General features: G+C 61.1%; 27 protein-coding genes. 15 read left to right on the top strand and 12 right to left on the bottom strand.

Going from position 1 to position 26389, the window contains the following annotated elements; all coding sequences use genetic code 11:
• Window positions 1–2: 2 nt before the first annotated feature.
• Entirely contained in the window at window positions 3–176 is a 174-nt protein-coding gene (gene ccmD, locus YH62_RS21095) for a heme exporter protein CcmD (RefSeq protein WP_046796246.1), read from the top strand.
• Window positions 173–769: a DsbE family thiol:disulfide interchange protein gene (locus YH62_RS21090; RefSeq protein WP_046796245.1), complete on the top strand. Its 597-nt coding sequence runs from the start codon at window positions 173–175 to the stop codon at window positions 767–769. The genes ccmD and YH62_RS21090 overlap by 4 nt, the downstream gene beginning before the upstream one ends.
• On the opposite strand, the gene YH62_RS21085 is transcribed toward YH62_RS21090, so the two are convergent.
• Genes YH62_RS21085 through dapF form a run of 5 tightly spaced genes read right to left on the bottom strand, consistent with a single transcriptional unit; the run spans window position 770 to window position 5836 of the window.
• Window positions 770–1351 carry a DUF2585 domain-containing protein gene (locus YH62_RS21085; protein ID WP_245282150.1) on the bottom strand — a complete coding sequence of 194 codons (582 nt, stop codon included), beginning with the start codon at window positions 1349–1351 and terminating at the stop codon, window positions 770–772.
• A 2-nt stretch (window positions 1352–1353) separates the two neighbouring features.
• Window positions 1354–2004 (bottom strand): septation protein A, encoded by a 651-nt coding sequence (locus YH62_RS21080; protein ID WP_046796244.1) that lies wholly within the window; start codon window positions 2002–2004, stop codon window positions 1354–1356.
• 55 nt (window positions 2005–2059) lie between these two features.
• Complete coding sequence (gene ftsY, locus YH62_RS21075) at window positions 2060–3631, bottom strand: signal recognition particle-docking protein FtsY (RefSeq protein ID WP_046796243.1); 1572 nt, start codon at window positions 3629–3631, stop codon at window positions 2060–2062.
• A gap of 16 nt (window positions 3632–3647) precedes the next feature.
• On the bottom strand, window positions 3648–4922 hold the full coding sequence (gene mtaB / locus YH62_RS21070; RefSeq protein WP_046796242.1) for a tRNA (N(6)-L-threonylcarbamoyladenosine(37)-C(2))-methylthiotransferase MtaB: 1275 nt from the start codon (window positions 4920–4922) through the stop codon (window positions 3648–3650).
• The gene (dapF, locus tag YH62_RS21065; RefSeq protein ID WP_046796241.1) at window positions 4919–5836 is read right to left on the bottom strand and encodes a diaminopimelate epimerase; all 918 of its coding nucleotides are present in this window, start codon (window positions 5834–5836) and stop codon (window positions 4919–4921) included. The genes mtaB and dapF overlap by 4 nt, the downstream gene beginning before the upstream one ends.
• Before the next feature lie 203 nt (window positions 5837–6039).
• On the opposite strand from dapF, the gene YH62_RS21060 reads away from it, so the two are divergent.
• Entirely contained in the window at window positions 6040–7989 is a 1950-nt protein-coding gene (locus YH62_RS21060) for an elongation factor G (protein WP_046796240.1), read from the top strand.
• Here YH62_RS21060 and YH62_RS21055 read toward each other — a convergent pair.
• The gene (locus YH62_RS21055; RefSeq protein ID WP_046796239.1) at window positions 7981–9081 is read right to left on the bottom strand and encodes an MBL fold metallo-hydrolase; all 1101 of its coding nucleotides are present in this window, start codon (window positions 9079–9081) and stop codon (window positions 7981–7983) included. The two genes, YH62_RS21060 and YH62_RS21055, sit on opposite strands and share 9 nt — an antisense overlap.
• Window positions 9082–9198: 117 nt before the next feature.
• On the opposite strand from YH62_RS21055, the gene YH62_RS21050 reads away from it, so the two are divergent.
• The 6 genes from YH62_RS21050 (at window position 9199) to trmD (ending at window position 13455) form a co-directional block, all read left to right on the top strand.
• Window positions 9199–9528 (top strand): nuclear transport factor 2 family protein, encoded by a 330-nt coding sequence (locus YH62_RS21050; protein WP_046796238.1) that lies wholly within the window; start codon window positions 9199–9201, stop codon window positions 9526–9528.
• Between the two features lie 235 nt (window positions 9529–9763).
• The gene (ffh, locus tag YH62_RS21045; protein WP_046796237.1) at window positions 9764–11332 is read left to right on the top strand and encodes a signal recognition particle protein; all 1569 of its coding nucleotides are present in this window, start codon (window positions 9764–9766) and stop codon (window positions 11330–11332) included.
• Window positions 11333–11344: 12 nt separating this feature from the next.
• Window positions 11345–11665, top strand: coding sequence for a chorismate mutase (locus YH62_RS21040; protein WP_046796236.1), 321 nt, complete (start codon window positions 11345–11347; stop codon window positions 11663–11665).
• Window positions 11666–11700: 35 nt separating this feature from the next.
• Window positions 11701–12075, top strand: coding sequence for a 30S ribosomal protein S16 (gene rpsP, locus YH62_RS21035; RefSeq protein ID WP_046796235.1), 375 nt, complete (start codon window positions 11701–11703; stop codon window positions 12073–12075).
• Between the two features lie 112 nt (window positions 12076–12187).
• Complete coding sequence (rimM, locus tag YH62_RS21030; RefSeq protein ID WP_046796234.1) at window positions 12188–12754, top strand: ribosome maturation factor RimM; 567 nt, start codon at window positions 12188–12190, stop codon at window positions 12752–12754.
• Window positions 12755–12759: 5 nt separating this feature from the next.
• Window positions 12760–13455, top strand: coding sequence for a tRNA (guanosine(37)-N1)-methyltransferase TrmD (gene trmD, locus YH62_RS21025; RefSeq protein ID WP_046796233.1), 696 nt, complete (start codon window positions 12760–12762; stop codon window positions 13453–13455).
• On the opposite strand, the gene YH62_RS21020 is transcribed toward trmD, so the two are convergent.
• Window positions 13437–14183: a sulfite exporter TauE/SafE family protein gene (locus tag YH62_RS21020; RefSeq protein WP_046796232.1), complete on the bottom strand. Its 747-nt coding sequence runs from the start codon at window positions 14181–14183 to the stop codon at window positions 13437–13439. The genes trmD and YH62_RS21020 overlap by 19 nt on opposite strands.
• Before the next feature lie 98 nt (window positions 14184–14281).
• Window positions 14282–15730, bottom strand: coding sequence for an NCS1 family nucleobase:cation symporter-1 (locus tag YH62_RS21015; RefSeq protein ID WP_046796231.1), 1449 nt, complete (start codon window positions 15728–15730; stop codon window positions 14282–14284).
• 332 nt (window positions 15731–16062) lie between these two features.
• Here YH62_RS21015 and rplS point away from each other — a divergent pair, with 332 nt between their 5' ends.
• The 4 genes from rplS (at window position 16063) to leuC (ending at window position 20044) form a co-directional block, all read left to right on the top strand.
• Window positions 16063–16608 carry a 50S ribosomal protein L19 gene (gene rplS, locus YH62_RS21010; protein ID WP_046796230.1) on the top strand — a complete coding sequence of 182 codons (546 nt, stop codon included), beginning with the start codon at window positions 16063–16065 and terminating at the stop codon, window positions 16606–16608.
• Window positions 16609–16747: 139 nt separating this feature from the next.
• Window positions 16748–17545, top strand: coding sequence for a basic amino acid ABC transporter substrate-binding protein (locus YH62_RS21005; protein ID WP_046796229.1), 798 nt, complete (start codon window positions 16748–16750; stop codon window positions 17543–17545).
• A gap of 5 nt (window positions 17546–17550) precedes the next feature.
• Window positions 17551–18393, top strand: a complete 843-nt coding sequence (locus YH62_RS21000; protein ID WP_046796228.1) for an amino acid ABC transporter permease — start codon at window positions 17551–17553, stop codon at window positions 18391–18393.
• A 241-nt stretch (window positions 18394–18634) separates the two neighbouring features.
• Complete coding sequence (gene leuC / locus YH62_RS20995) at window positions 18635–20044, top strand: 3-isopropylmalate dehydratase large subunit (protein WP_046796227.1); 1410 nt, start codon at window positions 18635–18637, stop codon at window positions 20042–20044.
• 48 nt (window positions 20045–20092) lie between these two features.
• Here leuC and YH62_RS20990 read toward each other — a convergent pair whose 3' ends face one another.
• Window positions 20093–20641: a L,D-transpeptidase family protein gene (locus tag YH62_RS20990; protein WP_046796226.1), complete on the bottom strand. Its 549-nt coding sequence runs from the start codon at window positions 20639–20641 to the stop codon at window positions 20093–20095.
• A 143-nt stretch (window positions 20642–20784) separates the two neighbouring features.
• Here YH62_RS20990 and YH62_RS20985 point away from each other — a divergent pair, with 143 nt between their 5' ends.
• Both YH62_RS20985 and YH62_RS20980 read left to right on the top strand, forming a co-directional pair.
• Window positions 20785–21468, top strand: a complete 684-nt coding sequence (locus YH62_RS20985) for a response regulator transcription factor (protein WP_046796225.1) — start codon at window positions 20785–20787, stop codon at window positions 21466–21468.
• A gap of 11 nt (window positions 21469–21479) precedes the next feature.
• The gene (locus YH62_RS20980; RefSeq protein ID WP_046796224.1) at window positions 21480–21935 is read left to right on the top strand and encodes a cyclic nucleotide-binding domain-containing protein; all 456 of its coding nucleotides are present in this window, start codon (window positions 21480–21482) and stop codon (window positions 21933–21935) included.
• A 9-nt stretch (window positions 21936–21944) separates the two neighbouring features.
• Here the strand turns inward: YH62_RS20980 and YH62_RS20975 are convergent, their stop codons facing one another.
• The 3 genes from YH62_RS20975 to YH62_RS20965 all read right to left on the bottom strand — a co-directional run bounded on the left by YH62_RS20975 (window position 21945) and on the right by YH62_RS20965 (window position 26269).
• Window positions 21945–22748, bottom strand: coding sequence for an exodeoxyribonuclease III (locus YH62_RS20975; RefSeq protein ID WP_046796223.1), 804 nt, complete (start codon window positions 22746–22748; stop codon window positions 21945–21947).
• Window positions 22749–22844: 96 nt separating this feature from the next.
• Entirely contained in the window at window positions 22845–23504 is a 660-nt protein-coding gene (locus YH62_RS20970) for an outer membrane lipoprotein carrier protein LolA (RefSeq protein ID WP_082118441.1), read from the bottom strand.
• A gap of 74 nt (window positions 23505–23578) precedes the next feature.
• A complete protein-coding gene (locus tag YH62_RS20965) occupies window positions 23579–26269 on the bottom strand; it encodes a DNA translocase FtsK (protein ID WP_046796222.1) in 2691 nt (896 codons plus the stop codon).
• Between the last annotated feature and the right edge of the window lie 120 nt (window positions 26270–26389).

Here is a 26389-nt window from a genome sequence, read left to right as displayed (position 1 = left end):
CGATGAGCCATACTTTTTATATCGCGATGTCCTATGGTCTCACCGCGCTCGTCATCCTCTCTCTGATCGGCTGGGTGATGCTCGACGGCCGCGCACGCAGACGGGAACTCGCGGAACTGGAGACATCCGGCATCCGCAGGCGCTCCGCTACCCATTCCGCGGGAGAGACAAGATGAGTATCGAGACCGGCGCGCCTGCCCGCAAGAGCTACGCCCGCTATGCGCTGGCGATCATTCCGCTCGCGGTCTTTGCGGGTTTCGTCGCCGTCGCTGGAAAGATGTTATACGATCAGGATGTCAACGGTCGCGATGTCTCCGCCATCCCTTCGGCGCTGATCGGCAAGATCGCGCCGCCGCTTGCCCTGCCTCCTCTGGAAGGCTCGGGAACCGCGGCGCTCACCGATGCCGCGATCAAGGGCAAACTAACGCTCGTCAACGTCTTCGCCTCATGGTGCGTGCCCTGCAGGCAGGAGCACCCGATCCTCAAGGAACTCGCAAAGGACGATCGGTTGACGGTCGTCGGCATCAACTACAAGGACCGCAACGACAACGCCTTGCGCTTTCTCGGCGAACTGGGAAATCCGTATGCCGCGATCGGCGTCGACCCGAACGGCAAGGCGGCCATCGATTGGGGCGTCTACGGTATTCCGGAGAGCTATCTCGTCGGTCCGGACGGAACCATTCTCTACAAGAAAGTAGGTCCCTTCGACGAACGCAGTCTCACCCAGGAGCTGCTGCCGGCGATCCAGAAGGCCGCTGCCGGAAGCTGATTACAGAGCGCCCTGCCACGCCCGGATGGCATCGACCGGCCAGATCAGCATCAGAACGTTGAGGGTGAGATTGTCCCGGATGATCCATCCGGTCATGAGCTCGAAACCGACCGCGATCAGAACCGTCACCCACACCGGCAGACGCGCAGCCGCAAGAAAGCCGAGAATCATGAAGATCGTATCCATGGCGGAGTTCAGGATGCTGTCGCCGGCATAGCCCAGCGCCATGGTGGCGGTACGGTAGCGGTCGATCACCATGGGCGTGTTCTCAGCGATCTCCCAGGCCGCCTCGATCAATACTGCCAGCGATAACCGGGCCGTGAGCGGCGCGCTCCGAAGCAAGAGAAAGCCGAGGCCGTAGAACAGAAAGCCATGAATGATGTGCGAGGGCGTATACCAGTCGGAGAGATGCTGGGAATTGCCGATGGAATTCACCTCGCCTTCCCAGAGCTTCACATAGCCGCACTCGCAGATCGGAAGACGCCCCATCGCGTAGAGAACGACGACCTGAAGGACAAGCAGAACGAGCACCGCGATGAGCCAACGCCGAGATGAAGAACCGCTCTCGGCCAAGCCGTCGATCGTCACTTTTCGGCCTCCGCGGCCGGATCGCTCACTGTGTGGCGCATGATGAGCGGCATCTGCGCCAGCGTGAAAGCGACGGTGATCGGCATGGTTCCCCAAACCTTGAAGCTGACCCAGAAGTCATCGGAGAAATTCCGCCAGATCACTTCGTTGAGCACGGCAAGGAACAGGAAGAAGAGGCCCCAGCGGAAGGTAAGCTTTTTCCAGCCCTCCTCATCGAGCTGAAAAGCGGCGTTGAACACATAGCCGAGCAGCGACTTTCCGAAGAAGAGGCCGCCGAGCAGCACCACGCCGAACAACGAATTGACGATGGTAGGCTTCATCTTGATGAAGGTTTCGTCCTGCAGCCAGATCGACAGCGAACCGAAAACCATCACGACGACGCCGGAAACGAAGGGCATCACCGGCAGGTGCCGGAAGACGACCTTCGAGATGACGAGAGAAATGATCGTCGCCACCATGAAGAGCGCCGTTGCGATGAGCAGCGGCCCGCCGATCGCCGAAAGTGCCGGAACTTTCTCCAACAACCATTCGCCGCGCAGGTTTGCGAAGAAGAAGACGAGCAGAGGCCCGAGTTCCAGGGCCATCTTCAGGCCCGGATGCTGCTTTTCTTCCCTGGTCGGCGTGACGTCGCTTTCCATCGTCTGCATGGTTCCCAAATTCTCCGGCTTCATGTGAGCAAAGCCCAACAGCCATTCTGTGGCATCAATGCGTCAAACCCGCAATCGCCTTGGCAAAATCGTCGGCCTCGAACGGCTCCAGATCGTCGACGCCTTCGCCGACCCCGATGAAATAGACCGGCAGCTTGTGCTTGGCCGCAATCGCCACGAGGATGCCACCGCGAGCGGTGCCATCGAGCTTGGTCATGATGAGACCGCTGACGCCGGCGACGTTGCGGAATATCTCGACCTGGCTCAGCGCGTTCTGACCGGTCGTGGCATCGAGGGTCTGCAGCACCGTATGCGGCGCCTCGGGATCGAGTTTGCCGAGCACGCGGACGATCTTCTCGAGTTCCGCCATCAACTCTGTGCGGTTCTGGAGACGACCGGCGGTATCGATGATCAGCACATCCGATTTCTTCGCCTTGGCCTGCTCGTAAGCATCATAGGCAAGCCCCGCGGCATCCGCGCCGAGCTTTGTGCCGATGAAATCGGAGCCGGTGCGTTCCGCCCAGATCTTGAGCTGCTCGATTGCCGCAGCGCGGAACGTATCGCCGGCGGCGAGCGTGATCTTGAGGCCGGCGCCCGACAGTTTCGCGGCGAGCTTGCCGATCGTCGTCGTCTTGCCGGTTCCGTTCACCCCGACCACCAGGATGACATGAGGCTTGTGCGAAAGATCGAGTTGCAGCGGCTTGGCGACCGGCGAAAGCACCTTCGAGATTTCCGCCGCCATGATGCGCGAGACGTCCTCGCCCGTCACGTCCTTGCCATAACGCTCCGAGGAGAGCGCACCGGTAACGCGCATTGCCGTCTCGACCCCGAGATCGGCCTGAATAAGCAGATCTTCCAGCTCTTCCAGCGTGTCCTCGTCCAGCTTGCGCTTGGTGAAGAGCGCGGTGATCTGGCCTGTGAGCTGCGAGGACGTACGCGCAAGTCCGGCGCGCAACCGCTGGAACCAGGAAAGTTTCGGCGCGGGTGTGGCGGGAGCCTGCGCGGGCTCCGAGCGAGACGTAGAGAAGCCTTTGGGAAGGACGGGTGTCTCCCTAGCCTCACCTTCTGAAGAAACACCCCCCTCTGTCCTGCCGGACATCTCCCCCTCAAGGGGGGAGACTGGCTGAACAGGGTCGTCCCGCTTTGTATCAAAAGCTGGGCTGTTTAAGTCACGAGAATGAGGCTCTTCCGAATACGGCTCCTCATCCTCCAGGCGATCTTCCCTCTTGAGGGGGAGATGTCCCGAAGGGACAGAGGGGGGTGTTTCCGCAGATGCAATGCCTTCCTCCTCAGCTTCGGCTTCCGCCTCCAGCAGAGAAAGCGGCACCATGCCGATCTCAGGTGCATTCTCGATCCCCGGAAGGATCGCAGACGGCTCGTCTTCAGCATCATCGGCGAGGCCGGCATCCTCCAAACTCGCATCGTCCGTAGGTCCGCCCGCGGTTTCCATCTCGGCCGGAGAAACGGGGGCGATCGGTGATACCGGTAACTCTTCCGGGCGCAGCTGCTGCTCGAGTTCCGCCTCGACAGTGCTCGGCTTCTCTGGCTTTACGCCTTCCTGTGCCTGTTCCTCGATCGGCTTTTCCTTGCCGAACGTGAAAACCCTCTTGATGAAGCTCAATGCCATAAAAAACCTGTTCCGGTTACGCTGCGAGCGCAGGCGCGACCTGCATTTCCAGATGCTTGCCGTTATAGCCGGTAATCACCACGCGCCTCAAATCGCGTGGTGGAAGGCCAGGTGCCGCCACCAGCGAAAAATTCTCGGTATGGGCAAGACCATTATTCTCTACCAGGATCATCTGGTGTGTTCCGACCATGCTGTCGAGATGGGCCCGATGCAGAGCCTCGCCCCGCGCCCTGAGCCGCGCCGCGCGCTGCTTCACCAGCACCCGGTCGACCTGCGGCATCCGCGCCGCCGGCGTTCCGGGCCGCGGGCTATAGGGGAAGACGTGCAGGAAGGAGATGCCGGCCTCTTCCGCAAGCGTGGCGGCATTCTCGAACATCTCTTCCGTCTCGGTTGGAAAACCGGCGATCATGTCCGCGCCGAAGACGATATCCGGGCGCAACCGCCGCGCCTGTTCGGTGAAGGCAAGCGCATCTGCGCGGGAATGGCGGCGCTTCATTCGTTTCAGGATCAAGTCGTCGCCATGCTGCAGCGACAGATGAAGATGCGGCATGAAGCGCGGCTCATCGGCAATTAGATCCCATAAATGCCTGTCCGCCTCGATACTGTCGATCGATGACAGCCTTAATCTGAGAATATCAGGCACCTGCTTCAGGAGCGTCTTGGCGAGCTGCCCCAATGATGACTGCCCTGGCAGATCGGCGCCATAGCTGGTGGCATCGACGCCCGTCAGCACGATCTCGCGATAACCGCCTTCAACGAGCCTGCGTGCCTGTTCCACCACCGCGCCCATCGGTACCGAGCGGGAATTTCCACGGCCATAGGGAATGATGCAGAAAGTGCAGCGATGGTCGCAGCCATTCTGCACCTGGATGAAGGCCCGCACATGCCCGTCGATATGCTTCACCATTTGCGGCGCGGTGGCCTTGATGCTCATGATGTCGTTGACACGGAGCTTCTCTTCCGCCGAGACGCCGAAATCCGGAAGCCCACGATAGGAGGTGCTCTTCAGCTTCTCCTCGTTTCCGAGAACGACATCCACTTCCGCCATGTCGGCGAACGTCTGCTTTTCCGTCTGCGCCGCGCAGCCCGAGACGATGATGCGCGCATGCGGGTTCTGCCGGCGGGCGCGTCGGATCGCCTGACGTGCCTGACGGACGGCCTCGCTGGTGACGGCGCAGGTATTGACCAGGATGGCGTTGTTGAGCCCAGCCTTTTCCGCCTCGGCCCGCATCACTTCGGATTCATAGGTATTGAGGCGACAGCCGAAGGTGATGACCTCGACGCCACTCAATTGACCCGAGCCCCCTGCTCATTGTTTTGGGGTTCTTCATCGCGCGTGAAAGTGCCCGTCGCAGGATCGAGCTTGCCGGACCACTCCCATTCGGCCGGACCGGTCATGACGACGTGATCGTCTTCCCGCCATTCGATGACGAGGGGCTGGTGAACGGGGCTCGACGCGACGTCGATCGTGACCCGCCGGCCGGTGCGGCCCGTGCGTGCGGCGGAAACCGCAGCAGCACATGCGGCCGAACCGCAGGCAAGCGTCAACCCAGCGCCACGTTCCCAGGTACGGGTGCGAAGCGTGTCTTCCGAGGTGAGCTGGGCGAGCGTGATATTCGCCTTTTCCGGGAACATCGGATGGTTTTCGAGAAGCGGGCCGAAGCGTTCGAGATCGAAGCCCATGGGATCGCTCGTCACCCAGAAGATCGCATGCGGATTGCCCATCGACATGGCGGAGGGCGAATGGAGGACCGGATCGTCGATCGGGCCGATCTGCAACTCGATGCGGCTGGTATCGAAGAATTCTTCGGCGAGCGGAATACGGTTCCATTCGAAGACGGGCCGGCCCATGTCAACCGAAATCATACCATCCTCGTGCTCGACCGCGTTCAGGATGCCGGCGACCGTCTGGAAGGTGAAAGTCTTGCGTCCGGTCTCGGCGGCGAGCGCCTGGACCACGCAGCGCGTTCCGTTGCCGCAAGCCTGGGCCTTCGTGCCGTCGGAATTCAGGATGTCGATCCAGGCATCCGTGCCAGCAACCTTCGGATCATGGATCGCCATGATCTGGTCGAACCGGGTGGCCGCATCGGCATTCAGCGCGATCGCCGCCTCTGGCATGACCAGATCGGCGCGGCCGCGCATGTCTATGACCAGGATCTCGTTGCCAAGCCCGTTCATCTTCGCAAATTCGACCGTTGCGCTCATGGGGTCAGTTCCGTCTGTAGTTTCGGCCCTATATGGCGGAAATGCGTTGGAAATACCAGTGGGAGCGAGGGAAAGCGGGCAACGACTGGACCTCGCGATCGCTTGCCTCATATTTAAGAATGATTGCAACTATCTGGCACTTTACGCCGGTTAGGAGCATTCTTGTCGTTCGGACGCGTCTTTTGGCAAGGGGAGGATCGCCGATGCGCTGCTTCACGGTACTGGGACCGTCACAGACGGGCAAATCGACACTTGTCGCGAAACTGGCCTCGCTGGAAGGCACTCCCAAAAAATCAAGCTCTCCCTACAATCTGAACCTCCTCGAATTCCAATTCATCGGCGAGACATGGTGCGCGCTCGATACGCCTGGCGCGAATGAAGCGCTTGCCGTCGCGCAGGATGCGCTGCTGGCGAGCGATGCGTGCGTTCTCTGCGTCTCGCCCTCGCCTGACGATGCCGTTCTGGCGGCGCCCTATCTGCGCGCCATCGAAGCTTCCGGCACTCCGTGCATCCTCTTCGTCAACAGAATGGATGAACCCCGCGGGCGCCTGCGTGACGTGATCGCCGCGTTGCAGGCCTATTCGAATCATCCCCTTGTTCTCCGGCAGGTGCCTATCCGCGAAGGTGACAAGATTGTCGGGAGTTGCGACCTGATCTCGGAACGGGCCTGGCGTTACCGGGAGGGCCAGCCCTCCGCGCTGATCGAACTGCCCCTGAACGCCATCGAACGCGAACATGAAGCGCGCACGGAGATGCTGGAGCAACTCTCAGAATTCGACGACTGGCTTCTGGAAGAGCTGATCGAGGATCGCGAACCCGCGAGCGATGCGCTGTTTACCCTGGCCTCCCGCATAGTGAAGGAAAATCGGATCATCCCCGTCATGTTCGGCGCAGCCTCCCATGCGAATGGCGCCATGCGCCTGATGAAGGCGCTCCGCCACGAAGCGCCGCCGGCCGCCGCCTTGCAAGCCCGCCTTGCCGCCGGAGCGGCGCTGACGGGGGAAAAGCTTTCCGCCGTGAGTTTTCATGCGTTTCATCGAGCGAATGTCGGAAAAACGGTTCTTATCCGCTCGCTTGTCGAGGGGCTGAAACAGGGGGCCGCACTCGGCGGCGCCGGGCTGGGGCCGATCCAGGAAAACGGCAATGGCAGGGCTGCCGGCCAAACCGGCTCCGTCTTCGCAGCGGTCAAATCCGACCATATTCCCGTTCCCTCGCTCCTGACGCCCGGCCAGGCAATCGCACCACCCGATTGGGCGACCCCGCCGACCCCGATGTTGGAACGAATACTGGTTCCAAGCAGCGAGCGTGATGAGGCCAAGCTGTCTGCGACGCTGGCGAAACTCACGGAAACCGATCGCGGCCTCAAGGTCATGCAGGAAGAAGGCACCGGCGCGATGCTGATCTGCGCGCAAGGTCCGGTGCATCTGCGCGAGCTTCGCAAGATGCTTTCGGAGGTTTTCCGGGTCGAGGTGAGCGAGCGAGCGCCCAATCCCGTCTATCGGGAAACCATTTCAAAGCCGTCCAACGTGCACTACCGCCATCGCAAGCAGACCGGCGGCGCGGGTCAGTTCGCCGATGTTCATCTGAGCGTCAGGCCGAACGACCGCGGCCAGGGCTTCGCGTTCAAGGAGACCGTCAAGGGCGGCACGGTGCCGCGAAACTACATACCGGCCGTGGAGGCCGGCGCCCGCGAGGCGATGGAAAAGGGGCCTCTGGGCTTTCAGGTCATCGATATCGACGTGACCTTGACCGATGGACAATATCACTCCGTCGACAGTTCCGACTTCGCCTTCCGCGCTGCCGCGAAGATGGGCGTGCGCCAGGCCTTGTCCGAGGCCTCGGCTGTGCTGATGCAGCCAGTGATCCGGGTCGAGATCCATATCCCTTCGATCTTCTCGGGCGGCATGGTGACCCTCGTCTCATCGCTCAAAGGACAGGTACTCGGCTTCGATCGAGACGAAAACGCAAAAGGATGGGATATCTTCCGGGCGCTTGTTCCCGGCGGAGCACTTGAGGAACTGGCGCGATCGTTGCGTTCCGCCACACAAGGCATTGGCTACTATTCAAAGGCCTTCGACCATTTCGAGGAGCTCTACGGCAAGGAGGCGGACGCCATCATCAATGCCCACGGCTCCGGGCTGCGTTCAGCCTGAAGGAGGGGCTGCGGGAACTGCCGCTGGCACTTCGAAGACCTCGCCCGGCCGCATGGGGCGGAACCGTTCGCGAGAGATATTACGCGCATCGAGCGCCGCATGAAGTGCAGCCACCGGCTCCTCGATACCCTCGTCGGTGAGCTTGAACGTGCCCCAGTGATGGCCCGCGACGAAAGTTGCCTCGCAGGCGAGCATACCTTCCACAGCCTCTTCCGGGTTCTGGTGCTGCGCGCGCATGAACCAGCGCGGCTCATAAGCGCCGAAGGGAAGATTGGCGAGCCGGAAAGGCCCATGCTTTTCCCGCGCGGCCCGATAGTTGATGCCCTGGTGAAAGCCCGTGTCGCCGATATGATAGATCTTGCCCGCCGACGTTTCGACGACGAAAGCGGCCCAGAGCGCCATGCGCCGGTCGCCCAGACCCCGCGCCGACCAGTGATGGCAGGGCTCGCAATGGAGTTTCACTCCGGGCGCCATCTCGATGGCATCACCCCAATCCACAACCGTAATCTTCGCATCGGCCACTCGGCTGCGAATGATCGCGTCGTTTCCGAACGGGGTGACGAAGTGCGGCTTGTCGCGGCCCTGCAGTACCCAGAGAGTTTCCAGATCCAGATGGTCGTAATGATTATGCGTGACGATCACCACGTCGATCGGCGGCAGGTCGCCCATGCGGACGCCAGGTGGATTGATGCGCTTTGGGCCGGCGAAGCGGAAGGGACTTGCCCGCTCGTCCCAGACCGGATCGGTGAGGATGTTGAGGCCCGCGACCTGGATCAGCATCGAAGCATGACCAATCATGGTGACCACGATACGGCTGCCCTCCACTCGCGTTTCCGGGACAGCTTGAGGAAACGGGCTCGGAAAGCTCTCCGGCCAGGCAATGTTGCCGCCGCCGAGCTTCCAGCGCAGCAGGTTGAAAAAGCCGCTCGGCTCCTCCCCATTGGGATTGAAGAAGAGCTTTCCGTCGAAATGATCGGAGATGGGACCGGAATAATACTTGTTGGCTGCCATGGCGCCTCTCGCGGTAAAGCCACCCGCGATCGCCACGAGCGCACCGATGCCTGTCCATTTTAAGAATGAGCGACGCTTCATACCGAATGTTTATGAGTTGCGGTGAAACCGTTCAATAGCGCATCCATCACATAGATGTGTCGCCACATCCTCGCCCAATACCGATTGCATAATGCAATCAGATAAAGGAGGGATGACATGAGCAACGCAATAACCGCCAGGAAACTTTATGAGCATTACATCGCCAACCGGAAGGATCTCGCGGATCGTTTGCTGACCGAAACCTTCACCTTCTCGAGCCCGCGCGATGACCGTATAGACAAACTCAGCTATTTCGACCGCTGCTGGCCGCAGTCTCCTGTATTTCGGGAAATCGCCATAGAGCGGATATTCGAGAGCGGAGATGAAGTGGTCGTCGGCTACCGGGCGGAGAAAATCGATGGCGGCGCATTTCGCAATCTGGAGCTCTTCCGTTTCGAGGACGACAGGATAAGCTCGGTCGAGGTCTATTTCGGACGGGACGCTTGAACTCCGGTTCGGCAAGCCTTGACTTTGGCTGCCTTTTCCTGTTTAAGCCCGGCGATCTGCTGACAAGTCGAGAACTTGAAGCCGCCGACCGGGACCCGCAAAGGTATAAAGAGATCCCGGAGGTCAACACCCGACAGCGCGTCGCGCCCTCGGGTGCTTTTTGGCTTTGCGTCTTGTTTTTGTCGCGGAAGCACCCGACGTTTCCGATAACCCGGAAGCGAAGAAGGAAGAAACGATGTTCGAAAACCTCCAGGACCGTCTTGGTTCCATCCTCAGTGGACTGACCGGCCGTGGCGCGCTCTCGGAAGCCGATGTTTCCGCAGCCCTGCGCGAGGTTCGCCGTGCGCTGCTCGAGGCCGACGTGGCGCTGGAAGTCGTCCGCTCCTTCACCGACAAGGTGCGCGAAAAGGCCGTCGGTGCGGAAGTCCTCAAGTCGATCAAGCCCGGCCAGATGGTCGTCAAGATCGTCCATGACGAACTGATCGAGATGCTGGGTACCGAAGGCGTCGGCATCGACCTGCATGCGGCAGCCCCCGTCGTCATCATGATGGTCGGTTTGCAAGGCTCAGGTAAGACGACCACGACCGGTAAGATCGCCAAGCGGCTGACCGAGCGTGAGAAGAAGAAGGTGCTGATGGCGTCGCTCGATACGCGTCGCCCGGCAGCCCAGGAACAGCTCCGCCAGCTTGGCGTTCAGACCGGTGTCGACACGCTGCCGATCATCGCCGGCCAGTCACCGACCGATATCGCCGCCCGCGCCGTACAGGCTGCAAAGCTCGGCGGCCACGACGTCGTCATTCTCGATACCGCCGGCCGCACGCATATCGACGAGCCGTTGATGGCGGAGATGGCGGAGATCAAGCGGAAGTCCAATCCGCATGAAATCCTGCTCGTTGCCGATAGCCTGACCGGTCAGGACGCCGTCAATCTGGCCCGCAATTTCGACGAGCGCGTCGGCATTACCGGCCTCGTGCTGACCCGCATGGACGGCGATGGCCGCGGCGGCGCAGCCCTTTCGATGCGCGCCGTCACCGGCAAGCCGATCAAGCTGATCGGCACCGGCGAGAAGATGACGGAGATGGAGGAATTCCATCCCCGCCGCATCGCCGACCGCATTCTCGGCATGGGCGACATTGTTTCGTTGGTCGAGAGGGCCGCCGAGAACATCGACGCGGAAAAGGCCGCGGCGATGGCCAAGAAGATGCAGTCGGGCAAGTTCGACCTGAACGACCTCGCCGATCAATTACGCCAGATGAAGTCGCTGGGTGGCATGGGCGGAATCATGGGCATGATGCCGGGCATGGCCGGCATGAAGGACAAGCTTGCTGCCTCCGGCATGAACGACAAGATGTTCGATCGCCAGATCGCCATCATTTCCTCGATGACAAAGGCCGAGCGCGCCAATCCGGACATGCTGAAACATTCCCGCAAGAAGCGCATCGCCGCCGGTTCGGGCACGGATGCGGCGGAGATCAACAAGCTTCTGAAAATGCACCGCCAGATGGCCGACATGATGAAAATGATGGGCGGCAAGGGCAAGGGTGGCATGATGAAGCAGATGATGGGCGGCCTTGCCTCGAAGATGGGTCTTGGTGGCATGGGCGGGATGGGCGGCATGCCGGACCTTTCCAAGCTGGACCCCAAGCAGCTCGAAGCCTTGCAGAAGCAGGCGGAAGCGGCGGGCATCAAGCCCGGCTCCATGCCCGGCCTGCCGGGCGGCGGCCTTCCGGGTCTCGGCGGCGGCACGCTGCCTGGTCTCGGCGGTGGCTTTCCAGGTCTTCCAGGCCTGCCGAAGAAGAAGTGAGGAGGGATTTGGATGGTTGACCCCGAGGTGAAGGCCCGGCTTTCGAGCTATCGCCAGTCGATCGACAACATCGATGCGGCGCTCGTGCACATGCTGGCCGAGCGTTTCCGCTGCACCAAGGAAGTTGGTCTCTTGAAGGCCAAGTACGATTTGCCGCCGGCCGACCCGGCGCGCGAGGAATACCAGATCGAACGCCTCCGCCAATTGGCGAAGGAAGCTCATCTGGACCCGGACTTTGCTGAGAAGTTCCTGAACTTCATCATCAGGGAAGTGATCCGGCATCATGAAGCGATCGCCGCCGAGCATGGCGGCAACACGAAACAGACCGCCTGATGGCGGCCCAGAGAAAACCCAAGGAGTAAATTGAAATGGCCCTTAAAATTCGTCTCGCCCGCGGCGGCTCCAAGAAGCGTCCGTACTACCACGTCGTCGTTGCCGACGCCCGCAGCCCGCGCGACGGCCGCTTCCTCGAAAAGCTCGGTTCCTGGAACCCGATGCTGGCCAAGGAAGATGCAAAGCGCGTTGAACTGGACGCCGATCGCATCAAGCATTGGCTCGACAACGGCGCGCAGCCGACCGACCGCGTTCTGCGCTTCCTCGCGGAAGCCGGCATCGCTCAGCGCGACGTCCGCAGCAACCCGGAAAAGGCAAAGCCGGGCAAGAAGGCCCAAGAGCGCGCCGCCGAGCGTGCTCAGCGCGAGGAAGACGCCAAGGCCGCAGCAGCCGAAGCCGCAGCGGAATAATTTCAGCGTTCCGGCATTTTCGACGGGTGGCATGGCAACATGCCGCCCGTTTTGCTGTTTGCTTTTGATCGCGCGGAGCTTAAATGAAGCGACGCAACGAGATGAAGACCGCATGACGAAGCTTGAGAACCCCATTCTGATGGCGACGATCGGAGCACCCCAGGGCCTGAGGGGAGAAGTGCGCGTGCGGTCCTATGCAGCCGATCCCATGGCGCTTGGCGACTACGGCAATCTCCACAGCGAGGACGGCCGGGTTTTCGAAATCCTTGAGATCCGCGAAGGCAAGAATGTCGTGATCATCCGCTTCCGCGGCATCAATGACAGGAATGCGGCCGAAGCCTTGAACGGGCTCGAACTCTTCATAGAACGCGACAACCTGCCCGACGAGGAGTTGGACGAGGACGAGTTCTACTACGCCGATCTCGAAGGACTGGAAGTGGTCGATCGCGACGGCAAGAGTTACGGAACCGTCAGCGCCATCTTTGACTTCGGTGCCGGCGACCTCCTGGAGCTGAAAGGCGCCGGCCGGCGTCCGGCCCTCATCCCCTTCTCGGAAGCCGCGGTGCTGGAAATCGACCTTGAGGGAGGAAAGATCCTGATCGATCCGCAGGCCGCCGGCTTGACCGAAGAGCCTGATGAGGGCGGTCCGGGAAAGAGCTTCCGCCGCAAGGGCAGTTAAGGCCCATGGTTTTCCGCGCGACGATACTGACGCTTTATCCCGAAATGTTTCCCGGTCATCTTGGCCATTCTCTGGCCGGAAAAGCGCTGGAGCGCGGCCAGTGGTCGCTCGAAACGGTGCAGATCAGGGACTTCGCCGAGGACAAGCATCGAACGGTGGATGATACACCGGCCGGCGGTGGTGCCGGGATGGTGCTGAAACCGGATGTCCTTGCTAGAGCCATCGATCATGCTTCGAAGGACGACAACCGCCCGCGTCTGCTGATGAGCCCACGCGGAAAGCCTCTGACGCAGGCAAGGGTGCGAGAATTGGCGGCGGCCGGCGGCGCAGTTATCGTCTGCGGTCGGTTCGAGGGGGTCGACCAGCGGGTGATCGACGCTCGCGGTCTCGAAGAAGTTTCGATCGGTGACTACGTCCTTTCGGGCGGAGAGCCCGCCGCGCTGACCCTGCTCGACGCCGTTGTGCGCATTCTGCCCGGCGTCATGGGCAACGCGCTTTCCGGCACCCATGAGAGCTTCGAGAACGGGCTTCTCGAGCACCCGCACTATACCCGTCCGCAAGTCTTCGAGGGCCGGGAAATACCGGCCGTGCTGATCTCCGGAAACCATGCGGCGATCGAAAAATGGCGGCATGAGCAGGCGAAACGGCTGACGGAGGAGCGCCGTCCCGACCTTCTCGCCGATCAGCCCGTCACGAAATAGTAGGCGGTGAGCGCCGTGCCGACGGCAACCACGCACCAGCGCAACACAGCCTGCGGAACCCGCCTCGCCATCCAGACGCCCGCATAGCCTCCAAGAGCGCCAGCGGGAATCATCACGATCGCCTCAGGCCAGGCGATCACCCCGCCGCCGACGAAGATGACGATCGCCACCGCCGCGATCAGCATCGAGAGGAGATTCTTGAGCGCGTTGAGATGGTGATAGCTGCCACCCGTGGTGAGGCCGAGCACCGCCAGCATCATGATGCCCATGCCGGCGCCGAAAAAGCCGCCATAGATAGCGGTCGGAAGCTGCGCTGCCACGCTCGGCAGCGAATTGGCGGGGCGCTCGGCGGATGCTTTCGGTTTCAGCCACGGACCGGCAGCGAACACCGCCGTGGCGGCGGCCAGAAGCCACGGCACGATGGCGCGGAAAGACGGATTGTCGAGCGACAGGAGCAGCAGCGATCCGCCGATGGCTCCGATCACCGAAACGACCGCCAGGGCAAGCGCGCTGCGCCAGCGGCTGGATATCTCGTCCCAATAGGCGAGTGTCGATGTGACGTAGCCTGGAAATTGCACGATGGAAGAGGTGGCATTGGCCGAAATCGGCGGTATGCCGCCGAGTGTCATGGCGCCGAAAGTGAGGAACGTGCCGCCGCCGGCAATGGCATTGACTGCGCCGGAAAGGAAGCCGGCGAGGAACAGGAATACGATAGAGGCAAGGGTCATCAGCGGATTCGAAACTGGGAGCTTTTACGGGAAAAACGAGAACGGGCGGGCAAAGGAGGATGCTCGCTTGAGTCGACGGGCATCCTCCTGATCGAGAATCAGGCGAAGGCGGGTTTGCGGCGCGCGCCCGCCCTCAACATGAAATACACGGCGCCACCGATAGCCACGCCGAAGAACCATCCATAGGTCCCCCACCAGGCCGGCAATATGGTGGTGAAGGTCGGCAGGATGGAGGAAAAAAGCGCGCCGACTGCAAAGGCGATGAAGGCATTGCCGTGCCAGCCATTCTGGAAGCGGAACTCGCCATCTTCGTGGTAAAGCGCCTCTACGTTGAGCTGGCTCTTTCGGATGAGATAGTAGTCGACCATCATGATCCCGAAGATCGGCCCCATCGTGGAACCGATGAAGTTGACGAAATGCGCCGCACCCGTTTCCCATGGCGCGAACGGATAGAGCGCGAGCGCGATCAGCGCGGCGATGTATCCGCCCCGCTTGAAGGAGATCTGGCGCGGGAAGACATTCGCGAAGTCGAATGCCGGCGAAACGAAGTTCGCCACGACGTTGATGCCGAGCGTCGCCACCGCGAAAGTGAGCGCGGCGAGCAGGGCCAGGAACCAGCTATCGAATTTCGCCGAAATCTGATCCGGATGCAGCAGGACTTCACCATAGACAGCATAGGCGGCCGTGGTGGTGACACCGGCAACCAGGCAAAAAGCCAGAAGATTGATCGGCAGTCCCCAAAGGTTGCCCCTCCGCAAAGTCTTCTCATCCTTCGCATAGCGCGAAAAATCGCAGAAATTCAGATAGAGCGCCGCAAAATAGGTAATCCAGGTCGCCGCGACGGCTGCAAGCGCAGCGAATGACCCCGGCTCGCCGGGTACGCCCGCGTCCTTGGTCTTTTCGATAAGAACATCCCGCGGAATTTCGGAGCCGAATGAGAAGGTGCCGGATTTCACAAGCAGGTAGACTGCGAGGATCAGCATCATGATCCAGACAGCCGGGCCCGCCCAATCCTGGAATTTGCGGACGGTTTCCATGCCGCGCTGGATAATCAGCAACTGCAGCGCCCATACGATCACATAGCAGATCACTTCGAGCGTCGAATGGCCGAGCATGTGACTGCTCTGGTGGAATGCGAGCAGGCTTTCGTTCCGGATGAGCAGCGCGACGATGGCGCCCGAGGCGGCCGCGGTTTGCGCACCGTACCAGAAGCAGGCGACGACCGCGCGAACGAGTGCCGGTGCGTTGGCCCCGAACGTGCCGAAGGAAGCGCGCGCGAGCACCGGGAACGGCACGCCGGTGCGCACGCCGGCATTACCCACCAGGCTCATGAGGACGAAGATCACCAGCGAACCGATGCCGATCGCGATGACGAAATTCACGAAACTGCCGCAGAGCAGGAAAAGGCTCGCCGCAAGATAATAACCCCAAAGGCTATGGACGTCGGACGTCCAGACGTTGAAAATGCTGAAAGCGCCCCATCTCCGCTCTTCGGCGGGCGCAAGATCCTCGTTGTACAACGAGGGCGACGGATTGCTGACCGACATGATATCCCCTCCCATGCCTTCCTTGGAGCCATTGGCTCCGCAGCAAGTCTGCTGCTTATCTCGGCATTTGACAAATTGTTAATCACGCCATGCACAGCCTTCGTCCTTTGCTACCCTGCCCGCAGGAATCGAAGCCTTCGGGAATTTTTCCATTAAGGGATGACAATCGGGACTCTTTCGTGTATTGGCGCACCCGGAAATGGGAAATAATCCCGTCGACCAGCAAGCAAAGAATGGCGAATCCGCTCTGCCTGACGGCAAATCCCGAGGCTTGATCCAAGGGACATCATCGAGCGCTCTGGCTGTTTCAGAAGAACTTAGAGGTTTGACCGATGAACATCATCCAGGAATTGGAAGCCGAACAGGCCGCCAAGATCGCCGCTCAGCGCACCCTTCCGGAATTCTCTCCGGGCGACACCGTCCGCGTCAACGTTCGCGTTCGCGAAGGTAACCGTACCCGCGTACAGGCTTATGAAGGCGTCTGCATCGCCCGCTCCGGCGGCGGTGTCAACGAAAGCTTCACCGTCCGCAAGATCTCCTACGGCGAAGGCGTCGAGCGCGTTTTCCCGGTCTACTCGCCGCTCGTCGAAAGCGTCGATGTCGTCCGCCGCGGTAAGGTCCGCCGCGCCAAGCTTTACTACCTGCGCGATCGTCGCGGCAAGTCGGCTCGTATCGTCGAGAACACCGGCACCCGCGCCCGCAAGCTGAACGAAGCCGAGCGCCAGGCTCTTGCCGAAGAGAAGGCACGCATCGAGGCCGAGAAGGTGGCAGCCGCCCAGGCTCTCGCCGCCGAGAAGGCTGCAGCGGAAGCCGCAGAAGCAAAGGCAGCGGCAGAAGCTGCCGAAGCAGCGAAGGCTGCGGAAGCTTCCGCCGAATAAGCGTCGAACAATCATTTTCGGAAAAGGCGGCTCTCGGGCCGCCTTTTTTGTTTCCTCTCTGCACCGCGCAAATACCGGCCTTGCCATTCGCTTTTGAAGTGTGAGACCTTTCCGCCGTCCACTTCATGAGGGATTTCCAATGCTCTCCCGACGCCCATTCCTCGCCGGTCTTGCTGCACTCCTTTTTGCGCCGCTCAGCGGCCAGGCGGCGGAGCTGCCCGATCTCGGGGGACGCACCGTGGTCGTGGTGACGGAAAACGCCTATCCTCCGCTGCAATTCGTCGATCCCAAAAGCGGTGCTGCGATCGGCTGGGAATATGATGCGATGAACGAGATCGCCAAACGCCTCAATTTCAAACTGGAGTACCAGAACACCAGTTGGGATGCGATGATCCAGGCCGTGGCGGATGGGCAGTATGACATCGGCATGACCGGCATAACGATCAAGGACGACCGCAAGGAGAAGGTGGATTTCTCTGAACCTTACATGCGCTCGCAGCAGCTCATGCTGGTGCGCAGCGACGAGACCCGTTTTTCCGACGCCAAGAGCTTTGCCGGGTTAGAAGACGCTCTCATCGGCGCTCAGCCGGGGACAAGCCCGTTCTACACGGCGGTCTACGAAATCCTTGACGGTAATGAGCAGAACCCGCGCATCAAGCTCTTCGAGACCTTCGGAGCGACGGTGCAGGCGTTGAAAGCGGGCGATGTCGATCTGGTGCTGACGGACAGCACCGCCGGTGAAGGCTATGTGAAGGCCTCTGGCGGCACATTGAAGATCGTCGGCGAGCCGCTAGGTACGGAGGACTTCGGTTTCATCTTCAGGAAAGGGTCCGACCTCGTTGCACCGATCAACGCCGCAATCGCCGCGCTGAAGGCCAACGGCACGCTGGATAACCTGAACAGGAAGTGGTTCCTCGACTACAAGATGGGCCAGTGAGCCTCATGACGGCTTCCGGTCGGAAAGTCGCCGAACCGCAGGACTTTCCCTGGTGGCTCGCCGCCTTCGGGATGCTTTGCCTCGTGCTCGCCGGCGTGATCGCCTTCAACGAGCTTTATGCACAGGTCTTCGGCGTCATCGTCAAGGGGATCGGGATCACCATCGGCGTGACGCTTGCCGCCTTTTCGCTGGCGACCGTGCTTGGCCTGGGCATCGCGCTTGCCGGCCTTTCCGGCAATATCCTGCTCCGGCAGGCGGCGCGCTTCTATGTCGAGATGATCCGCGGCATACCGATCCTTGTTCTGCTTTTCTACATTGCGTTCGTCGGCGCACCGGTCTTCGTGACGCTCTACAATTGGGCATTGGCGCCACTGATCGACGGCGGCCTGGCGGAAAGCCTGCTAGTTCGGGATGTTTCTCTGCTTTGGCGAGCCGTGATCGCGCTGACGATCGGTTATGCCGCCTTCATCGCCGAGATATTCCGCGCGGGGTTCCAGTCGGTCGACGAGGGACAGGTCGAGGCTGCCAAGGCACTTGGCCTCACCCGTTTCCAGCGCTTCCGGCTGATCGTTTTCCCCCAGGCCATGCGGGTGATCTTTCCCCCGCTCTCCAATGATTTCGTATCGATGGTGAAGGATAGTTCGCTGGTCTCCGTGCTCGGCGTCGCCGACATCACGCAGATGGCCAAGGTCTATGCAGCCGGCTCGTTCCGCTTCTTCGAGACCTATTCGATCGTCACCTATATCTACCTTCTGTTGACGATCGGGCTTTCGCTTGCCCTGCGAGGTATCGAGAGGCGCTTGCGTACCAACGGCACACCCATCGCACGCGCCAAGCTCGAGAGATGATGCAGCAGCTTCAAGATTGCCGCGCCCCGGAAAAACTGCTAGAAGCTCACGCCATGGGATCGAAATTCGGATGCCTCGCGAAACAGTTCATCGTGCTACAGGATCATAAGCGCCTGCCGGCACGATTTTACGCGCGCGTATCCGGGGCGCTTTGCGACCGACTTAGCTGACTTCATTCAGCATGAGGCAGCCAGCCGCTGCCAACCTCAATCCCTTTCAGTCAGCATTACGGATAGCAGCCATGAGCGCACCCCGCACCCTCTATGACAAGATCTGGGACGACCATGTCGTCAGCCAGGACGAGAACGGCACCTGTCTTCTCTACATCGACCGTCACCTCGTTCACGAAGTGACGAGCCCCCAAGCTTTCGAAGGCCTGCGCTTGGCCGGCCGCAAGGTCCGCGCGCCTGAGAAGACGCTCGCCGTCGTCGACCACAACGTTCCCACCTCGCCCGACCGGCACCTCGGCATCAAGAACGAGGAAAGCCGCATCCAGGTCGAGGCGCTCGCCCAAAACGCCAAGGATTTCGGCGTCGAATATTATTCCGAAAAGGACATCCGCCAGGGCATCGTCCATATCGTCGGGCCTGAACAAGGCTTCACCTTGCCCGGCATGACGATCGTCTGCGGTGACAGCCACACCTCCACCCACGGCGCGTTCGGCGCCCTCGCCCACGGCATCGGCACGTCGGAGGTCGAGCACGTTCTCGCGACCCAGACTCTGGTGCAGAAAAAAGCGAAGAACATGCTGGTGCGCGTCGACGGCAAGCTGCCGGAAGGCGTCACCGCCAAGGACATCATCCTCGCTATCATCGGCGCGATCGGCACCGCCGGCGGTACCGGCCACGTGATCGAATTCGCCGGCGAGGCGATTCGTTCGCTCTCCATGGAAGGCCGCATGACCGTCTGCAACATGACGATCGAAGGTGGCGCCCGCGCCGGCCTCATCGCACCGGACGAAACCACCTTCGAGTACATCAAGGACAAGCCGCGCGCTCCCAAAGGCAAGGCTTGGGACATGGCGCTCGACTACTGGAAGACGCTGCATACGGAAGAAGGCGCGCATTTCGACAAGGTCGTCGTGCTCGATGCCGCCAACCTGCCGCCAATCGTCTCCTGGGGCTCTTCGCCGGAAGACGTTATTTCAGTTCAAGGCGCCGTGCCGAACCCGGACGACATCCAGGAGGAGACGAAGCGAACCTCCAAGTGGCGCGCCCTCGAATATATGGGTCTCCAGCCCGGCACTAAAATAACCGACATCGCCATCGATCGCGTCTTCATCGGCTCCTGCACCAATGGCCGTATCGAGGATCTTCGTGCCGCGGCCAAGGTCGTCGAAGGCAGGAAGGTTGCTTCCACTGTCAACGCGATGATCGTGCCGGGCTCCGGCATCGTGAAGGAGCAGGCGGAAGCCGAAGGTCTCGACAAGATCTTCAAGGAAGCCGGCTTCGAATGGCGCGAGCCGGGCTGCTCCATGTGCCTGGCGATGAACGACGACCGCCTTAAGCCAGGTGAGCGCTGCGCCTCCACCTCGAACCGCAATTTCGAGGGCCGCCAAGGCTACAAGGGCCGGACCCATCTCGTCTCGCCGGCCATGGCCGCCGCGGCCGCGATTGCCGGCCATTTCGTCGATATCCGCGACTGGAAATAGGCGGTTCACTCCAAGAAATCGGAAAGGCCGGGTACTTCCCGGCCTTTTTCATAGAACCCGCACCACGGTTCCCTTGCGCATGAAGCGGATCAACCGTCTCATATCGGCGAGGCTTACGGCAACGCAGCCCGCCGTCGGTTGGTATCCAGGCTTGATCAGATGGAAAAAGATGGCCGACCCGCGATAGCGCCGGCGCGAGGTGATGTTCCAATCGAGCACGAGGCAGATGTCATAGAGGCCGTCCTGGCGCATCATCTCCTCATGGCTTCGTTGGAACGGCGCCTTGACCAGGCGATTGTAGGAAGCGTGTTCGGGCTGGTCGCACCACAGCATGTCCTTGCGGATACGCCTTACCGGCAAGGGCGTGGCAAGCGATCGCATCCGGTCGCCGCGTGTGAACCCGTAAAGCAGCGGCATGGCTGCAATCGGCGTTGCACCATCCCCTTCCCGCTTGAGAATGCTGCGTCCGGAACGGCCGATCGCTGCTGGAACCGTAATTCCCCCAAAGCTGACGATCGCGCGCGTGGAGCAGCGCGGAGCGGCCCGCACCGTCACGACACCGGGCGAACCCGTTGCCTTCTTTCGAAAATGCGCCATTTTTCTCACAAGTTTTTGCTTTGAAAATGATTTCGTTTGAATTCATAGCACGATGGGACTTAGATCAAGCGCCCGAACCAATTGTGCCGCTGAAAACTATCGGCTGGCGCTGAGCGAACACGCGAGACGAGAGGCAAGGACGTATGGCAGCGCGGACGATTCTGCTGGTGGACGACGACAACGATCTGCGCGAGACGCTCGTGGAGCAGTTATCGCTCTATGACGAATTCAACCTCTTGCAGGAAGCCACGGCCACCAAGGCTATGGGTGCCGCAAAAGCCAGCCAGGTCGATCTCCTCATCATGGACGTCGGCCTGCCGGACATGGACGGCCGCGAAGCGGTGAAGCTGCTGCGCAAGAACGGCTTCAAGGCGCCGATCATCATGCTGACCGGGCACGACACCGATTCCGACACCATTCTCGGTCTTGAGGCGGGCGCCAACGACTACATCACCAAGCCCTTCCGGTTCGCCGTGCTTCTCGCACGCATCCGGGCCCAGCTCCGGCAGTACGAACAGAGTGAGGATGCAACCTTTACGGTTGGCCCCTATCTCTTCAAGCCGAGCCAGAAACTGCTCACCACCGATGACGGAAAAAAGATCCGGCTGACGGAAAAGGAGGCGGCTATCATCCGCTATCTCTATCGCGCCGGCCAAAAGGTGGTGACCCGCGATGTGCTCCTCGAAGAAGTCTGGGGCTATAATTCCGGCGTGACCACCCATACGCTCGAAACGCATGTCTACCGTCTGCGCCAGAAGATCGAGCGTGATCCTTCCAATGCCGAGATCTTGGTTACCGAAAACGGCGGCTACAAGATCGTCCCTTAAGAAGAACATCAATGGCGCTTGCCGACGATATACGCCTGATTTCCCAGGTTCCGCTCTTCCGGGGGTTGGATAGCGATCAATTGCGGCTGATCGCTTTCGGCGCTGAACGGCGGGGCGTGGCTGCGGGCCAGGAGCTTTTCCGCGAAAGATCGCCGGCGGAAAGCGCCTTTGTCGTGGCAAGCGGCCGATTCGAGCTATTGGCCGCCGGGCGCGACGGCAATCTCGTTGCCGAGAAAGTCGCCGGGCCAGGCACGCTGCTTTCGGAGCTGGCGCTCGTCACCATGGTGGAGCGCAAGTTCACCGCGATCGCCCTGGAAGATTCCGAAGCGCTGCGCATCACCCGCTCGCTTTTCCACCGTCTGCTGGAGGAATATCCCCAAGTGGGCCACGCAGTCGAAATGCGCATACGCGAAAATATCACCGGCCTCGCCAAAGCGGCTGCCGCCATGCAGCACCGCTTTCGCTGACATTCCGCTTCAGATCTTGAAGACCGCCGTGACCGGCACATGGTCGGACGGCTGGTTCCAGCCGCGCGCTTCCTTCAGCACGTCGATCCGCTCCAGGAAAGGGCCGAGATCGGGCGACGACCAGATGTGGTCGAGCCGGCGGCCTTTGTTCGCCGCTTCCCAGTCCTTGGCGCGGTAGCTCCACCACGTATAGATCTTCTCCGGCTCCGGCGTGTACTGGCGCATCAGGTCCAGCCAGCCGCCCTTGGCGATGACTTCCTTCATGCCATCGGTCTCGACAGGCGTGTGGCTGACGATCTTCAGGAGCTGCTTGTGCGACCAGACATCGTGTTGGAGGGGCGCGATGTTGAGATCACCGACGAGGATGGAGGATATACCCGGCATGGCATCGGCCTTCAGCGACTTCATCTCCTCGATGAAATCCAGCTTATGGCCGAACTTTGGATTGATCGTGCGATCCGGCTCGTCGCCGCCGGCGGGAACGTAGAAGTTATGAAGCCTTATACGCCGCGAACCACGTTCGAAGATCGCCGAAATGTGGCGCGCATCGCCGACCCCGCAATAATTCTGCCGATGGTCTTCGTGAAGCGGTACTTTCGAAGCGATGGCAACGCCGTGATAGCCCTTTTGGCCGTGAATGATGATGTGCCCGTATCCCAGGTCCTTCAGCGGCTGGAGCGGAAACTCCGGCTCCATGCACTTGATCTCCTGCAGGCAGAGAATGTCCGGCTTGTGGCGGACGAGGAACTGCTCGACGATCGGCATGCGCAGCCGCACCGAGTTGATGTTCCAGGTCGTGATAGAAAACGTCATGCACTGTCCCTCGCTTGGCCAGCGAGGTTTAGGAGATTCCACGGGCGCTGAGAAGCAAAAAGGCGGCCGCTGCGGCCGCCTTCGGGGCATGCTCCGTCAGTTGCGGCTGCGGGGGCGATGCACTTCCGCATAGGGAATGTTGAATATCTTGTCGTCAAGACCCACACCGGTCTTGACGTTGTATATCATCACCGACGTGTCCTTGTTCTGAGCATCGGTGATCGTCCACTGGCGCAGGTCGTAAGTCTTGGAATCGAACATCATCGTGATGGTCGAGTCTCCGAATATTGTCTTGTTGCCGAGAACGATCGTCGTCAGATCATCCTCCACCCGCGCGCCGCGCACCATCTGGTTCGACAGGTCGATCTTACTTGCCAGCAGCAGGCTCAGCGGCGTCTTGGAGAGCGGATAAAGGTCCCACGTCTTCAGCTTCATATTACCGATGACGACGTTCTTGCCATCGGCGATCACGCGGATCGGCGATGGATCGTCGAAATTGAAGCGCAGCCGGCCGGGACGTTCTATGAAGAATTTACCGCCCGTCTGTTCGCCGCGGGGGCCGAATTGCACGAATTCGCCCATCATCGTCTTGACCGAGGAAAAATGGTCCGCAATGCGCTGCGCCGCTGCCGAGCCACCGGCGCCCTGGGCAAAACCGGATGCCGGCATCAGTGCCGCGGCTGCCAGACCTGCAAGACCGAGGGAAAACTGCCTGCGGCCGAGCGCGCCCGAAAGGATGGTTTTTTGGTTCTTCATTTGTATCTCCTTCCGCTGCTTCCTGCGCGTGAAAGGCGGCGGCTTGATGGCCCGGCACCCTCTTCAACAACCTGTTACCGATCCAGAATATCCGCCTCGGTCGGAACCAGAATCTCACGCTTGCCGGCGTGGTTCGCCGGTCCGATCAGCCCCTCTTTCTCCATTCGCTCGATGAGCGAGGCGGCACGGTTGTAGCCGATGCCCAGCCTGCGCTGGACGTAGGAGGTGGAAGCCTTGCCGTCGCGCAGCACGATTGCCACCGCCTGGTCATAGGGGTCGTCCGAATCCGAAAGGTTGGAAGTACCGGCAGGTCCGCCGCCGTCGCCATCCTCGTCGTCATCGGCCGTGATCGCCTCGAGATATTGGGGTGCGCCTTGAGTTTTCAAGTAGGCGACGATCTCCTCGACCTCGATGTCCGAGACGAACGGCCCATGAACGCGCTGGATGCGGCCACCGCCGGCCATATAGAGCATGTCGCCCATGCCGAGGAGCTGTTCCGCTCCCTGCTCGCCGAGGATAGTCCGGCTGTCGATCTTGGAGGTCACCTGGAAGGAGATGCGCGTCGGGAAGTTTGCCTTGATCGTGCCTGTGATCACGTCCACAGACGGGCGCTGGGTGGCCATAATGACGTGGATGCCGGCCGCACGGGCCATCTGCGCCAGACGCTGCACCGCGCCTTCGATATCCTTGCCGGCGACCATCATCAAGTCCGCCATCTCATCGATGATGACGACGATATAGGGCATCGGCTGGAGATCGAACTCCTCCGTCTCGTAGATTGCCTCGCCGGTCTGGCGGTCGAAGCCGGTCTGCACCGTACGGGTCAGCACCTCGCCCTTTGCGAGCGCCTGCTCCACCCGTGTGTTGAAGCCGTCGATGTTTCGCACGCCGATCTTCGACATCTTCTTGTAGCGCTCTTCCATCTCGCGGACGGTCCACTTGAGCGCAACCACTGCCTTTTTCGGATCGGTAACGACGGGAGAGAGAAGATGCGGAATGCCGTCATAGACGGAAAGTTCGAGCATCTTCGGATCGATCATGATCAGGCGGCACTTCTCCGGCGTGTAGCGGTAGAGCAGCGACAGGATCATGGTGTTGATGGCGACCGATTTACCGGAGCCCGTCGTACCTGCGACAAGCAGATGGGGCATCTTGGCAAGATCGGCGACCACCGGCTCGCCGCCGATCGTCTTGCCGAGCGCCATGGCGAGCTTGGCCTTGCTCGCCTCGAAATCCTTGCTGCCGATCATCTCGCGCAAGTAGACCGTCTCGCGCGTGCGGTTCGGCAGTTCGATACCGATCGCGTTTCGCCCGGGCACCACCGCCACGCGGGCAGCGATCGCGCTCATCGAGCGGGCGATATCGTCGGCCAGGCCGATGACACGGGAAGACTTGATGCCGGGCGCGGGCTCCAGCTCGTAGAGCGTGACCACCGGACCGGGACGGACATGGATGATCTCGCCCTTGACGCCGAAATCCTCCAGCACGCCTTCCAGCATACGGGCGTTCTGCTCCAGCGCATCGGCCGAAAGAGAAGCGTCGCGGGCAACCGCCCTCGGCTCGGCGAGCAGATGGATGGAGGGGAGCTGGAAACCGTCGGAATCAATGAAGGAAGCTTGGGCCTCGCGCACCACGCGGGCGCTCGGCTTCGGCGGTGCCGCTGCAGGAGTGACGCGCGATGCCATCCGTGAGCCGGCCCCGACCGGCTGCGGCGCCCGCGAGGCGACGAAGGGCGCATCGTCGTCATCCGGCAGGATACCTGCGGGACGGCGGGACATATCCATGTCGAAGGGCGGATCGTCATCCTCCTCATCGTCGTCCATGGACGTCGCAGGGGCGGCGACCACGCGACGGGAAGCACCCGCTGCTGACGAGGAGCCGTCGAGCGACGGCTCAAGCCGGCGTCCGGCGGAACCCGATGCTGCCTTGGCGCGCATCGGCTCGTTCAGCGTTCCGAATTCGTCCTCGTTAAAATCATAAGGCTGGTCGAAACCGACCCGCGCACGCGGCTTGATCCCCGCCAGACGGCGCAGCCGGGCCTGAGCAATGTACCAATAATGGGCGACTGCTCCGAAGGCCAGGAAACCGGCAAAGCCGCCTTCATCATCCTCGTCCTCCTCGGCCTCCTCCCGTTTTGAACGGGTCTTGGCGGCCGCGACTGGAGCCTCGTCATCCTCGCTGTCTTCGAAGGCCTCGCCGACCAGGCCGGAGGCAAAGAGCAGCAACCAGGCGGAAGGCAGCGCGAAAATAACGCCGAGGACTGTGGCAACGATACCCGTCGGATAGGTGCCGACGAAGAGAGCCGGAAAGCGCAGGATCATGTCACCGATGACACCGCCGATACCGTTCGGGATCGGCCAGGTGGGCGGCGCCGGAAAACAGCCGAGCGTGGCAGCCGAAAGCAAGGTTCCACCTCCCCAGGCCGCTAGCCGCGCGGGGATACGGTCATATCTGCGGCCGGAGATCAGGGCGAGCGAGAAGGCAAGTACCGGCAGAAGCGCAAGCAAGCTGGCAAGCCCGAGGAACTGCATCATAAGGTCGGCGAAGGCCGCTCCCGCGAAACCGAGCAAGTTGGTCGGCGGATTGTCGGTGGCGTAGGAGAAGCTCGGATCGGCGACATTCCAGGTGGCAAGTGCCGCGACGGCAAGCGCCAAGGCAATGAATAAGCCGAAGCCGGTGAGCGCCATGAGCTGGCGGATGACGAAGGCGGTCAGCACCAAGCGGGTGGACCTGGTTTCCATTGCCGCCGAACTGCTTCTGCCCATCGTGTTTGCCCGTCTGTCCCTGCCAAGCGCCATCCATGCGAATCGATCGCTGGATGGCCGATTGTGCTATTTCAGCCAAGACTAAGGTGCGGGTGGTTAATGTCCCTTTAACCACGATCC

Source organism: Rhizobium sp. LC145 (assembly GCF_001005825.1).
In the GTDB taxonomy this organism is placed as follows: domain Bacteria; phylum Pseudomonadota; class Alphaproteobacteria; order Rhizobiales; family Rhizobiaceae; genus Neorhizobium.
Note: the sequence above shows the minus strand (reverse complement) of the source record. Positions and strands in the feature narration are given on the sequence as shown.